The sequence below is a fragment of the Pseudoduganella aquatica genome (assembly GCF_020865585.1).
GTDB classification, from domain to species: domain Bacteria; phylum Pseudomonadota; class Gammaproteobacteria; order Burkholderiales; family Burkholderiaceae_D; genus Rugamonas; species Rugamonas aquatica_A.
This window is the reverse complement of the sequence record NZ_CP086370.1, coordinates 5,503,610-5,515,809: the sequence shown is the minus strand read 5'-3', so window position 1 is coordinate 5,515,809 and position 12,200 is coordinate 5,503,610. Positions and strand designations below refer to the sequence as shown.

At 66.6% G+C, this 12,200-nt stretch carries 10 protein-coding genes; 6 read left to right on the top strand and 4 right to left on the bottom strand.

Going from position 1 to position 12,200, the window contains the following annotated elements; genetic code table 11:
• Positions 1 to 21 precede the first annotated feature (21 nt).
• Positions 22 to 777 (top strand): alpha/beta hydrolase family protein, encoded by a 756-nt coding sequence (locus KT882_RS24625; RefSeq protein WP_161072734.1) that lies wholly within the window; start codon positions 22 to 24, stop codon positions 775 to 777.
• 17 nt (positions 778 to 794) lie between these two features.
• On the opposite strand, the gene KT882_RS24620 is transcribed toward KT882_RS24625, so the two are convergent.
• The 3 genes from KT882_RS24620 to KT882_RS24610 all read right to left on the bottom strand — a co-directional run bounded on the left by KT882_RS24620 (position 795) and on the right by KT882_RS24610 (position 4,085).
• A complete protein-coding gene (locus tag KT882_RS24620; RefSeq protein ID WP_161072733.1) occupies positions 795 to 1,142 on the bottom strand; it encodes a hypothetical protein in 348 nt (115 codons plus the stop codon).
• A gap of 20 nt (positions 1,143 to 1,162) precedes the next feature.
• Positions 1,163 to 2,107, bottom strand: a complete 945-nt coding sequence (locus KT882_RS24615; RefSeq protein WP_161072732.1) for a sensor domain-containing diguanylate cyclase — start codon at positions 2,105 to 2,107, stop codon at positions 1,163 to 1,165.
• An 85-nt stretch (positions 2,108 to 2,192) separates the two neighbouring features.
• Positions 2,193 to 4,085, bottom strand: coding sequence for a M61 family metallopeptidase (locus tag KT882_RS24610; RefSeq protein WP_228893544.1), 1,893 nt, complete (start codon positions 4,083 to 4,085; stop codon positions 2,193 to 2,195).
• Between the two features lie 211 nt (positions 4,086 to 4,296).
• Here KT882_RS24610 and KT882_RS24605 point away from each other — a divergent pair, with 211 nt between their 5' ends.
• The 5 genes from KT882_RS24605 (at position 4,297) to coaD (ending at position 9,699) form a co-directional block, all read left to right on the top strand.
• Positions 4,297 to 4,755, top strand: coding sequence for an Hsp20 family protein (locus KT882_RS24605; RefSeq protein ID WP_161072730.1), 459 nt, complete (start codon positions 4,297 to 4,299; stop codon positions 4,753 to 4,755).
• A gap of 184 nt (positions 4,756 to 4,939) precedes the next feature.
• The gene (locus KT882_RS24600; protein WP_161072729.1) at positions 4,940 to 6,448 is read left to right on the top strand and encodes a Do family serine endopeptidase; all 1,509 of its coding nucleotides are present in this window, start codon (positions 4,940 to 4,942) and stop codon (positions 6,446 to 6,448) included.
• A gap of 21 nt (positions 6,449 to 6,469) precedes the next feature.
• Positions 6,470 to 7,129, top strand: a complete 660-nt coding sequence (locus tag KT882_RS24595; protein WP_161072728.1) for a response regulator — start codon at positions 6,470 to 6,472, stop codon at positions 7,127 to 7,129.
• Positions 7,126 to 8,493 carry an ATP-binding protein gene (locus tag KT882_RS24590; protein WP_228893543.1) on the top strand — a complete coding sequence of 456 codons (1,368 nt, stop codon included), beginning with the start codon at positions 7,126 to 7,128 and terminating at the stop codon, positions 8,491 to 8,493. The genes KT882_RS24595 and KT882_RS24590 overlap by 4 nt, the downstream gene beginning before the upstream one ends.
• A 66-nt stretch (positions 8,494 to 8,559) precedes the next feature.
• The gene (gene coaD, locus KT882_RS24585) at positions 8,560 to 9,699 is read left to right on the top strand and encodes a pantetheine-phosphate adenylyltransferase (protein ID WP_161072727.1); all 1,140 of its coding nucleotides are present in this window, start codon (positions 8,560 to 8,562) and stop codon (positions 9,697 to 9,699) included.
• Between the two features lie 67 nt (positions 9,700 to 9,766).
• Here the strand turns inward: coaD and KT882_RS24580 are convergent, their stop codons facing one another.
• Positions 9,767 to 12,145 (bottom strand): TonB-dependent receptor plug domain-containing protein, encoded by a 2,379-nt coding sequence (locus tag KT882_RS24580; RefSeq protein WP_228893542.1) that lies wholly within the window; start codon positions 12,143 to 12,145, stop codon positions 9,767 to 9,769.
• Between the last annotated feature and the right edge of the window lie 55 nt (positions 12,146 to 12,200).

Below are 12,200 nucleotides of genomic sequence, written 5' to 3'. Positions count from 1 at the left end.
GCCATCTTCCCGGAATCCATCATGCGTGCGGAACGACACGAATTCACCAGCGCCAGCGGCCACCGCCTGGCGGCGCGCCTGGACGCCCCGGACGGCGCGGTCCAGGCTTATGCACTGTTTGCGCATTGTTTTACCTGCGGCAAGGACGTGATCGCGGCCAGCCGCATCGCGCAGGCGCTTACCGCGCACGGCATCGCCGTGCTGCGTTTCGACTTCACCGGCCTGGGCGCCAGCGAGGGCGAATTCGAGAACACCAATTTCTCGTCCAACGTGGCGGACCTGGTGGCGGCGGCCGATTTCCTGCGCGCGCAATTCGCCGCGCCGCGCCTGCTGATCGGCCACAGCCTGGGCGGCGCGGCGGTGCTGGCGGCGGCCGTCAGCGTGCCCGAAGCCAAGGCGGTGGTGACCATCGCCGCGCCCGGCGAGCCGGCCTACGTGACCAATATGTTCAGCGCCCACCTGGAGCAGATCGCCGCCGAGGGCGAGGCGCAGGTGCAGCTGGCGGGGCGGCCGTTCCGAATCAAGCAGCAGTTCGTGGAGGACGTGGGCGGACACAGCCTGCGCGAGCATATCGCGGGACTGCGCAAGGCTTTGCTGGTGATGCACGCGCCGGGGGACGATACGGTGGCGGTGCGCAATGCGATGGATATTTTCATGGCGGCGCGCCATCCGAAAAGCTTTGTTTCGCTGGACGACGCCGACCATCTGCTGACGCGGCGCGAGGACGCCGCTTATGTGGCCAATCTGATCGCGGCCTGGGCCAGCCGCTATCTATAAGGCATTACTCGTCGGAATTACTCGTCGAACTCGGACGTCAGGTCTTTAAAGCCCTTGCGCACGGCGAAGGGCAGGAATTCGTCCGGCGTGTCGAGTACGATCAGTTTCTTTTCCTGGATCACCGGATCGCCCGGCACCATGTCCGGACCGGTGTAGCCCAGGCTGCGCAGGCGGGCGCTGATCTCGGCGATCAGTTTCTTGTCCTTGTGCAAGCCGTCGGACGCTGGCGCGGCCAGGTCCACATACAGGTCGATGACGCCATAGCCCTCGTCGAAAATGCGGATGGCTTTGATGTCGATAGCGCGGCCGGCGCCGTCGGTGGCCTTGAACGGGCCGCTGAGCTGGATATCGGTGTCTTGGTTCATGCCCGCAGCATACACCAAAATCAGGTCGCGATGCGGTCGCGGCCCAGGTGTTTGGCGCGGTACAGGGCCTGGTCGGCCAGCAGGTAGAGCTGGTCCAGCCCCAGTTCGGCGCCGGCCGCCAGGAAGGCTGCACCCATCGACAGGGTGACCAGCAGGCCGGGCGGATTGTCGCGGTGGGGGATGGCGTGCGCCGCCATTGCGGTGCGGATCTCGGCGGCCAGCGCCAGGCTTTCTTCGGTGCCGCTGCTGGTGTACAGGCAGGCGAATTCGTCGCCGCCGATGCGGAAGCACAGGTCGCCCGCGCGGTGCAGCGCCGCGCGCATGCTGTGCGCCACGGCTTGCAGCACCGCGTCGCCGGCCGGGTGGCCGTAGTGGTCGTTGTACTGCTTGAAGCGGTCCACGTCCAGCAGCAGCAGGGTCAGCAGGCGGCCGTCGCGGCGCGCGCGCTTTTGCTCCTCGTTGAAGCGCATATTGAAGTAGCGCCGGTTCTTCAGCCCGGTCAATTCGTCGGTCACGCTGCTGTCCTCGGCGGCGCGCGCCTGCGTGATGTCGGTGGAGACGGCGCAGGTGGCGTTGACCTGGCCATGCTCGTCATACAGTGGGAATTTCACCGTCATGTAGGTGTGCAGTGTCTTGTCGCGGTGGTGCACCGCTTCCTCCTCCAGCACGGCGCGCTGTTCGAGCGCGGCGCGGCGGTCGTTGCGCCACAGCTGCTCGGCGATCTCGGGCGGGAACAGCTCGAAGACGCTGCGGCCGACGAAGTTGGCGGCGTCATAGCCGTCGAGCACGTCGAAATGCCGGTTGGCCATGGTGATGCGGCCCTCCAGGTCCTTGGTGGAAATGAGCAGCGGCGCGTTGTCGAGCAGGGAGTTGAAGACGCGGTTATGGCCGTGCAATACGGCCAGCTCCCGGCGCAGGCGGGCGATTTCTTCCAGCAGGGCAGGGACGTTGGCGGCTTCGTCCATGAAAGCTTTCCAGGCTATCGAGAGACAGCCAGTATAACCGCAGTCCGGGACGGCGCGTGCTGTCCCGGACAATCCGCCGGTGGGCTTATTTCAGCGGCGAGAGGATGGTTTGCAGGCGGTCCGGCGTGCCGGGGATGCGTTCCAGGCGCGGGTACTTCAGGCCGTCGTGGTAGTCGAGCAGGATGGTGCGGTATTTCGCGCCCTTCTTGACCAGCAGTTCGATCGGTTTGGCGTCCGCCTTGCCGCCGGTTTTGGCGGCGGTGACGGCGGCGCGCAGCACGTCGGCCTTGTAGGCGGTGCCGTTGACGGCCAGCACCGTGGTGCCGCCGCCGATGCCGGCCTTGAAGCCCAGGCCTTCCCATTGCAGCGCTTCCACCTTGCCTTCGCTGTTCAGCGAGAAGCCCAGCGAGTACTGGAAGTCGGCCGACTTGCTGCGCTCCTCCACCGCCTTCAGGTAGGGCGTGGGGGTGTCGGTGTAGACCAGCTTCCAGCCGGCGCGCGCGTAGCCGTCCAGCGGCGCGGCGCCGGTGCCGTCCAGGCGGGTGCGCAGGAAGGCGGCCCAGTCGTGCGGCTGGATGGCGTTGAGCGCCTTGACCACGTCCTCGAAGGTGTAGTGGTTGGCCACGTAGGCGCCGTTGTCGATGCCGAAGAAGTTGCGCGCGAAGTTGTCCAGCGACTTGGTGTCGTTCGACATTTCGCGGATCTTGGTGTCCACGTCCAGCCAGATCAGGGCGCCTTCGTTGTAGTAGTCCTCGCTGCGCTGCCAGTTGGTCCAGCCCAGCGGGCGGCGGCCGTTGATGATGGGGTCGTTGGTGGTGTCCTGCACCGGGCGCCAGCTGCGGCCCTGCATGTGGTCGTAGCGGGCCGCGTTGGCGGCCATGATGTCGCGCACGCTTTCCATCTTCTGGATGCCCGAGCGCGCCGACAGCACCTGGCCCCAGTACTGGGTCTGGCCTTCGTACACCCACAGCAGGCTGTTCTGCAGCGGGGTGTTGAAGTTGGGCACGTTCTGGTCGGCCGGGCGGCGGAACTTGCCGTTCCACGAGTGCGTGAATTCATGCGGCAGCAGGCCGCGCACGGACTCGGCCTTGTTCCATTCGGTGAAGTAGTCGAGCTTCACGCCGTTTTCGCTGGACTGGTGGTGCTCGCGTCCCACGCCGCCGAACTCCTCGCTCAGGGCCAGCAGGAAATCGTAGTGCTGGTAGTGCTGCGAGTTGAACAGCTTGTAGGCCTGCTGCACCATGGCGCGGTGCAGTTCGATCTGCTCCGGCTTGGCCTCCACCGCTTCGGCCGTGTCTGCCACCACGTTCAGGTGCACCGGGATTTTCGCGCCGGGGTCGAGGTCGTAGCGCTTGAAGTAGCGGCCCGCGAACAGCGGCGAGTCGACCATGGTCTCCAGGTCCAGCGCCTTGAACTGCACGGTGTCGCCCTGGCGTTCGGCGGTCTCGAGCGCGCTGCCGTACTGCCAGCCTTCCGGCAGCGTCAGGCTGGGCTGCACGGTGATGCGGCGCGTGGTGTGGCCGGCCGGGTACAGCACCATGGAGTGCCACTGGATGCCCAGGATCTCGCTGGTGATGGTGGTGCGGCCCTGGTTGGCTTCGGTGGGCGACAGGTACTGGTATTCCACCTCCACCGCCTTGGCGTCGCGCGGCACTTCCAGGTGGAAGGCGTGCACGTTGACGGTGTCGCGCTTCCAGGCCAGCGGCTTGCCGTTGGCGCTGAACTTCAGGCCGGCCAGCTGGTTGAGCGGACCGCTGGGGCCATGGTTGGCCGGCACCCATTGTGGGTACAGCAGGGTCAGCTTGCCGGGCTTGGCCGGGATGGTTTCGCTGATGCGGAAAATCTGCTGGGCGGTATTGGACGCGTCCACCTTCAGCACGATGGTGCCGGGGTAGGGCTGGTCGACCGGGGCAGGGATGGTATCGGCCTGGGCGGTCAGGGCGGCGCTGAGCAGCAGGGCCAGCAGGGTTTTGCGCATAACAGTCATGGAGCGGAAAGGAGAGGACTAAAGGAGCCGAGTGTAGCACGCAGGAAACACGGCTTTATTTCAAACTGTTTCTCGCAAAGCGTCGAAAAAATTTTTGAAAAAGAGCCCTTGAAAGGGGAGGCCGGCAGCCGTATATCGGATGCACCGGTGGCCCAGAAGGGGACCGGAAGACCATATCGCTTAACTTGAAAAGGATATCATCATGCGTACTTTTGACCTGGCACCACTGTATCGTTCCGCTATCGGCTTTGACCGCCTGGCCCAGCTGCTGAACGACGCCCAGCGCGGCGACGCCCAGCCCAGCTACCCGCCGTACAACATCGAACTGGTCTCCGAAGACCAGTACCGGATTGTGATGGCGCTGGCCGGCTTCAACCGCAGCGAGATCGACATCACCAGCGAGCGCGACAGCCTGCACATCGTGGGCCGCAAGCAGCGCGACGGCGTCGAGCGCACCTATCTGCACCGCGGCATTGCGGCGCGTGATTTCGAGCAGCGCTTCCAGCTGGCCAACCACGTGAAAGTGACCGGCGCCGCCTTCGACAACGGCATGCTCACCATCGAACTGGTGCGCGAAGTGCCGGAAGCGCTGAAGCCGCGCAAAATCGTCATCGACGGCACGGAAAACGTGACCGCGCTGGAGCAGCGCCAAGCCGCTTAAGCTGCCTGCGGTAAAGCTGTAACGAGGTAGTACACACTGGCCGGGCAATCCGGCCAGTTGCACGTCCGGCGTGCAGCTGTAACCGTAAGTAACGGTTTGGAATATTAAGCGGCGCCTAAGTCTCATCCCCCATATTGGCTACATCGGTAAGCCCCGCGATCAACCATTTATCAGGAGTGCAGACATGCAAAACCAACCTGTTTCCGTCACCATGAAACGTGGCGTAGCTGCCCTGGCCGTACTTGGCGCTCTCGGTGCCGGCGGTGCCGTGGTGGTGCAGCAAAATAGCGCCGGCGCCGCTGCCAGCTCGCCCGCCGCGCCCGCGCCCGCCCAGGCCGCCGCGCCGGTGGCCGCGCCCATGATCTCCATGCCCGACTTCAGCGTCATTGCTGAACGCAACGGCCCGGCCGTGGTCAATATCAGCGTCACCGGCAGCACCAAGACCGCCTTCGACGGCGCGCAGGGCCGTGGCCGCGATCCTTTCGGCGACGATCCCTTCTTCGAATTCTTCCGCCGCTTCCAGCAGCAGCCCGGCCAGCAGCGCGGTGAACGTTCGGTGCCCACCCACGGCGTCGGCTCCGGCTTCATCATCAGCCCCGACGGCCTGATCCTGACCAATGCCCACGTGGTGCGCGACGCCAGCGAAGTGACGGTGAAAATGACCGACCGCCGCGAATACCGCGCCAAGGTGCTGGGCTCGGACCCGAAAACCGACGTGGCGGTGCTGAAAATTGAAGGTAAGAACCTGCCGGTGGTGCCGCTGGGCCGCACCAAGGACCTGAAAGTGGGCGAGTGGGTGCTGGCCATCGGCTCGCCATACGGCCTGGAAAGCACGGTCACGGCCGGCGTGGTCAGCGCCAAGGGCCGCTCGCTCGGTCCCGAGGACAGCTATGTGCCCTTCATCCAGACCGACGTGGCGGTCAATCCCGGCAACTCGGGCGGCCCGCTGTTCAACACGCGCGGCGAGGTGATCGGCATTAACTCGCAGATCTACAGCCAGACCGGCGGCTACCAGGGCCTGTCGTTCGCGATTCCGATCGACGTGGCCACCAAAATCAAGGACCAGATCGTATCGACCGGCAAGGTGGCGCACGCCAAGCTGGGTGTGACGGTGCAGGAGGTGGACCAGGCCTTCGCCGATTCCTTCAAGCTCGATACGCCGGAAGGCGCGCTGGTGGCCAATGTGGAGCCGGGCGGCCCGGCCGACAAGGCCGGCCTGAAGTCCGGCGACGTGATCCGCAAGATCAACGGCCAGAAGATTATCGCCTCGGGCGACTTGCCGGCCGTGGTGGGCGTGGCCCTGCCGGGTGAGAAAGTGGTGCTGGAAGTGTGGCGCCAGGGCAAGGCCATCGAGCTGAGCGGCAAGCTGGGCAACGCCGCCGACAAGGTCGCCGACGTGGCCCGCGCCGACGACGGCGCCAGCAGCAAGGTCAAGCTGGGCTTGCAGCTGCGTCCGCTGGACCCGGTCGAGAAGCGCCAGTCCGGCATCAATTCCGGCCTGCTGATCGAGGGCGCGGGCGGCGCGGCGGCCTACGCCGGCGTGCAGCCGGGCGACGTGCTGCTGTCGGTGAACGGGCGCGCGGTCAACACCATCGAGCAGGTGCGCGACGTGATGGCCAAGTCCGAGAAGTCGGTGGCCTTGCTGATCCAGCGCGGGGATGAGAAGATCTTCATTCCGGTGCGGATCGGTTAATAAACAATACAAGGAATAGCCATGCGCCTGCTGCTGGTGGAAGACGATACGATGATAGGCGAGGTGGTGCTGGACCTGCTGCGCGCCGAGCACTACGCGGTGGACTGGGTCAAGGACGGCGACATGGCCGACACGGCCCTGCAGACCCAGACCTACGACCTGGTGCTGCTGGACCTGGGCCTGCCGCGCAAGGACGGCCTGGAAGTGCTGCGCTCCATGCGCGCGCGCAAGGAGATCACGCCGGTGCTGGTGGCCACGGCGCGCGACGCGGTCGAGCAGCGCATCGCCGGCCTGGACGCGGGCGCGGACGACTACGTGCTCAAGCCCTACGACCTGGACGAGCTGCTGGCGCGCATCCGCGCGCTGCTGCGCCGTTCGGCCGGCCGCGCCGATCCGGTGTTCGAGCACAAGGACGTGATGATCAACCCGCAAACGCGGGAGGTGATCGCCAACGGCCAGAACGTCAGCCTGTCCGCGCGCGAGTGGGCGGTGCTGGAGGCGCTGATCGCGCGCCCCGGCATCGTGCTGTCGCGCGCCCAGCTGGAGGAAAAGCTGTACAGCTGGAAGGATGAAGTCAACAGCAACGCGGTGGAAGTGTATATCCACGGCCTGCGCAAGAAGCTGGGCAGCGAGCTGATCCAGAACGTGCGCGGCCTGGGCTACATGGTGCCCAAGGCATGAAGGTCTCCGTCGCGTCGATGTCGCAGTCGGTCAGCAAGTCCGTGTCGCGTTCGGTCTCGCACTCGCTGCGCGCGCGCCTGCTGTGGTTTCTGCTGGCCGCCATCGTGCTGGCCGCCATGGCCCAGGCCCTGATCGCCTACCGCAGCGCGCGCAGCGACGCCGACGAAATCTTCGACTACCACATGCAGCAGATGGCGCTGTCGCTGCGTTCCGGCGCGCCGCTGGCCAACCACGCCAACGACCCGGCGGCCGACCCCGGCAACGACGACATGGTGGTGCAGGTGTGGACCCCGGACGGCGTGCAGGTGTTCCGTTCGCTGTCCCGCGCCGAGCTGCCGCAGCGCGCCGTGCTGGGCTTTTCCAATGTGCGCGTGCGCGGCGCCACCTACCGCATCTTCTCCGTGCAGACCAGCAACCAGACCGTGCAGATCGCGCAGGACATGGCGGTGCGCCAGCGCATGGCCGGCGCCCTGGCGCTGCGCACGGTGGCGCCCATCGCGCTGATGGCGCCGCTGCTGATGCTGGTGGTGTGGTGGGTGGTCAGCGGTTCGCTGGCGCCGGTGGCGCGCGTGCGCAAGCAGGTGGCGGCGCGCCAGGCGGACGATTTGTCGCCCGTGTCCGAGAACGACTTGCCGGACGAGGTGCGGCCGCTGGTGCACGAACTGAACCTGCTGTTCGGCCGCGTGCGCACCGCCTTTGACGCGCAGCAGCATTTCGTGGCCGACGCCGCGCACGAGCTGCGCTCGCCGCTGGCCGCGCTCAAGCTGCAGGTGCTGAGCCTGGACCGCGCCGAGGACGCGTCCGCGCGCGCGGTGGCGGTGGGCCGCCTGACGGCCGGCATCGAGCGCGCCACGCGGCTGGTGGAGCAATTGCTGGTGCTGGCGCGGCAGGAGTCCGGCGGCGCCGAGCAGAAATTCGACCAGGTCAACCTGGCCGACCTGGCCAAGCGCACCCTGGGCGACATGGCGGGCGCCGCACAGGCGCGCGAGATCGACCTGGGCCTGCCGCGCGCCGACGATCTGAGCGTGGCGGGGCAGGGCGACGCGCTGCTGATCCTGCTGCGCAACCTGATCGACAACGCCATCAAGTACACGCCGGCCGGCGGCACGGTGGACGTGGAAGTGCTGCAGGGCGAACGCGGCCCGGTGCTGTGCGTCGAGGACAGCGGCCCCGGCATTTCGCCCGAGGAGCGCGAGCGCGTGTTCAGCCGCTTCTACCGCGTGCCGGGCAGCGCGGCCGGCGGCAGCGGGCTGGGGCTGGCCATTATCAAGGCCATCGCCGAGCGCCACGGCGCCGCGCTGGTGCTGGGGCAGTCCGAGCGCCTGGGCGGCTTGCAGGTCAGAGTCGAGTTTCCTAAAAGTTGAGTTTCCTGTAACCGGAAAGGCCGCGCCCGGCTAGAATGTCGTTTTACCTCGGCAGTGGAGCGGCGCATGAAGAAAATCGGCTTTTCGGGCACCCTGGACCCTATCACCAATGGCCATATGTGGGTGATAGGCGAGGCGCGTTCCATTGCGGACGAGGTGGTGGTGTTCCTGTCCGAGAACTCCACCAAGCAGCCCAAGTTCTCCGCCGAGCAGCGCAAGGCCATCATCGCCGAGAGCTGCGCCGAGCGCGGCTGGGACAATGTGCAGGTGCAGATCGTCAAGAGCGACTACACGGCGCGCGTGGCCAAGAAGCACGGCATCGACTACCTGGTGCGCGGCATCCGCACCACCGCCGACTTCGACTATGAAAACCTGATCCAGCAGACCAATGTGGACGTGATCGGCGGCGCCAAGACCCTGTTCGTGATGCCGCCGCGCGACCTCGGCTCCGTCAGCTCCAGCTTCGTCAAGGCGCTGGAAGGGCCGGTGGGCTGGAACTGGACCATGAAGAACTTCGTGCCCGCGCCGGCCTACAAAGCCTGGATCATCAGCTGGCTGCGCAAGGAGTGGGACGCGCTGTGGCAGGGCGCCGCGGCCGATCCTGCGGCCGCCGCCAACGCCGACGCCTGGTTCGAGCGCCTGACCGGCCCCGGCGCCTACGGCGGCCCGGAGCGCCACTACCACAACCTGGACCACCTGGTGCACGGCCTGGCCGAGATCCGCACCTGGAGCGCCAACGTCGGCCCGGCGCGGCGCGACGCCGACATCGTGCGCGCCGCCTTCTGGTTCCACGACGCGGTGTACGACCATGGCGCCGGTAGCGGGCTGTCGAACGAGGAAGCCAGCGCGCGGCAATGGCTGGCCAGCGGCCTGGGGCCGGACATCTCCGCCGACGTGGCCGCGCTGATACGCGCCACCGACCACTTCCAGAGTGCCGGCGTGGCGCACCCGCTGAAGGAAACCATGCTCAGCGTGGATTTGGCGATCCTGGGGCAGGCGGAGGACGTGTACCGCCACTACACGCAAGGCATCCGCGCCGAATACCGCCACATCTCCGACGACCGCTACGCCTTGCAGCGCGGCCAGGTGCTGACCTATCTGCGCCACAAGGCCGAAGCCGGCACCCTGTTCGGCGACCCCTTCTTCGCCGAACAATACAATGCCCAGGCCATCCTCAACATGAGCGACGAAATCGCCGTCCTCTAGACTGGCAGGCGCAAAAAAACGCCCGGCGCATTGCTGCGGCGGGCGTTTTGGCCAGGCCGGAATCAGCTTAGAACTTGACCCACAGGCGGCCAAAGTAGGAGGTGCCGTTCAGGCCGAACTGCACGCTTTCGTACTTGAAGCCGTTGTCGGTTTCGTTCGGATCCTGCACGCTAGGATGGACGTTGAAGATGTTGCTCGCGCCGAAGGTCAGCTTGGTGTTCTTGCTGAAGCTGTAGGTGAAGCCCAGGTCGGCCGAGGTCTTGGGCGCGTAGCGCTGGTTGGCCACGCCGGAGGCGGTGCCGCTCCAGGTGCCCAGGGTCTGCGGGCCGAAGTGGATGATCTTGAAGTCGGTCTCCAGCGCGCCGGTGGTCAGGTCGAAGCCCAGCGTGGCCTTGCGGCGCGGGCCGCCCTGTTCCAGGAACAGGCGCTCGCGCTCGGACAGCAGCACGTCCTCGTAGCCTTTCAGCGCGGCCGGGGCGTGGATGGCGTCCACTTCGGTCTTGCCGAAGTTCATGGCCAGGAAGGTGGTCAGCTTGTTGCCGGCGATGGCGCCGCGGTGCGACGCGGTCAGGTCCAGGCCGCGCGTCTTGGTGTCGACCGAGTTGACGAAGAACTGCGCGCCGCCCACGCCCAGCGTGGCCAGCTTGGCGGCCAGGGTAGGGTAGTTGCTGTCGTCAAACAGGCCGGACAGCACGATGCGGTCCTTGATCTTGATCTGGTACAGGTCGGCCGTGACCGACAGCGCGCCGCTCGGGGTCCAGGTCGCGCCCAGGGTGAAGCTGCGCGACTTTTCTTCCTTCAGCGGCGGCAGGCCGGCCAGCTGGCCCACCGCGCCCACGGCCGGGGTGATCGAGATGTCGGTCGGCTTGCCGCCCACGAAGTCGGTGTAGGTGGACGAGAAGTGCGCCTGCTGCAGCGACGGCGCGCGGAAGCCGGTGCTGGCCGAACCGCGCAGCAGCACCGCGTCGTTCACGCTGTAGGAACCGGCCAGCTTGCCGGTCACGGTGGAGCCGAAGTCGCTGAATTTCTCGTAGCGCAGCGCGCCCTGCAGCTTGGTTTTCTTGTTCAGGTCCGCTTCCAGGTCCAGGTACAGCGCGGTGCTGTGGCGGCTGGCGTTGGTCACGTCGCCCGGCTGGAAGCCGGGGAAGCCCTGGCTGCCGGCATTGCCGCCGCCGGGACCGTCCGCATCGATATACGAGCCCGGCTCGCCGGCGAAGATCTTGTACTGCTCGCGGCGGTATTCGGCGCCGAAGGCCACGTTCATGCCGTCGCCCACCAGGCCCTCGAAGTAGCGGCTGGCGTCGGCGTTGGTGGTGGTCTGCTGGAAGGAGAAGCCGCCCGCGTTGAAGCTGCTCGGGCTGATGCCCTTGTTGGCCGGCAGGTTGGCGATGGACGCGTTCAGCGTGTTGCTGATGTTGTACTTCAGGCGGTTGTAGCCGTAGGTCTGCGAGAGGTCGGTGTTCCACTCGCCGAGCTTGCTGCGGTAGCCGATGATGCCGTAGCGGTCGTCCAGCTCGCCGTTGATGAAGGGCACGAAGCCGTTCGGGTACATGGCGGCCGAGTTGCGGGTCGGCACGTCGTCGACGCCGTCGCGCGCCCAGGCGCCGCTGGAGGCGTCGCGCTGCTGCAGGCCGGCCGTGAAGTAGAACTTGCCGCCCGCGCCGGCCGGAATTTCACCGTTCACGTAGACGGTCTGGTTCTCGGACTTGGAATCGCCTATGGTGCGCGGGTTGCCCGGCTCGGCGCGGTTGGAGCGGCCGCGGTCCAGGTATTCGCCGGTCACGCCCACCGTGCCGCCGGCCATGGCGAAGCCGCAGTAGGCCGACGCCATGTAGTTCTTGCCGTCGCCGGCCGAGTACTGGCTGTAGCCCACCGACGATTCGCAGCCGATGTTTTTCTTCAGGCCGATGTCCATCACGCCGGCGATGGCGTCCGAGCCGTACTGGGCGGCCGCGCCGTCGCGCAGGATCTGCACGTCCTTGATGGCCATGGTCGGGATGGTGTTCATGTCGGTGCCGGTGCTGCCGCGGTTGCGCGCGCCGAAGATGTTCACCAGCGCGGCGGTGTGGCGGCGCTTGCCGTTGATCAGCACCAGGGTCTGGTCCGAACTCAGGCCGCGCAGCGCGGCCGAGTCCACCAGGTCGGCGCCGTCGGCGCCGGTCTGGCGGGTGGAGTTGAAGGACGGCGAAATATAGGTCAGCGTCTGCGACAGGTCGAACTGGGCGCCTTGCTCGGCCGCCTTGTTCATCGGGATCACGTCGACCGGCACCACGGTGTCGGTGGCGGAGCTGGTGGCGCGGCGCGAGCCCACCACATTGACTGATTGCATGGGGCTGGCGCTGGCGTCGGCGCTCTGGGCTTGGGCGGCCGGGGCCATGGTCGCCAGGGCGGCGCTGCCGTACAGACTGAGCAGAACGGCGCGGCGGAGGGCGGAAATAGTAGGCACGTGTTTCTCCAGATGAAAGATTTCGCTGATTTTATAGCTCAGCACGTTCAACTGA

What these genes read in the sequence shown, in the direction of transcription:
- KT882_RS24620 (WP_161072733.1), bottom strand. Translation starts at nt 1,142, where the DNA reads ATGAACCAAGACACCGATATCCAGCTCAGCGGCCCGTTCAAGGCCACC.
- KT882_RS24610 (WP_228893544.1), bottom strand. Translation starts at nt 4,085, where the DNA reads ATGCGCAAAACCCTGCTGGCCCTGCTGCTCAGCGCCGCCCTGACCGCC.
- KT882_RS24605 (WP_161072730.1), top strand. Translation starts at nt 4,297, where the DNA reads ATGCGTACTTTTGACCTGGCACCACTGTATCGTTCCGCTATCGGCTTT.
- KT882_RS24590 (WP_228893543.1), top strand. Translation starts at nt 7,126, where the DNA reads ATGAAGGTCTCCGTCGCGTCGATGTCGCAGTCGGTCAGCAAGTCCGTG.
- KT882_RS24625 (WP_161072734.1), top strand. Translation starts at nt 22, where the DNA reads ATGCGTGCGGAACGACACGAATTCACCAGCGCCAGCGGCCACCGCCTG.
- coaD (WP_161072727.1), top strand. Translation starts at nt 8,560, where the DNA reads ATGAAGAAAATCGGCTTTTCGGGCACCCTGGACCCTATCACCAATGGC.
- KT882_RS24600 (WP_161072729.1), top strand. Translation starts at nt 4,940, where the DNA reads ATGCAAAACCAACCTGTTTCCGTCACCATGAAACGTGGCGTAGCTGCC.
- KT882_RS24615 (WP_161072732.1), bottom strand. Translation starts at nt 2,107, where the DNA reads ATGGACGAAGCCGCCAACGTCCCTGCCCTGCTGGAAGAAATCGCCCGC.
- KT882_RS24595 (WP_161072728.1), top strand. Translation starts at nt 6,470, where the DNA reads ATGCGCCTGCTGCTGGTGGAAGACGATACGATGATAGGCGAGGTGGTG.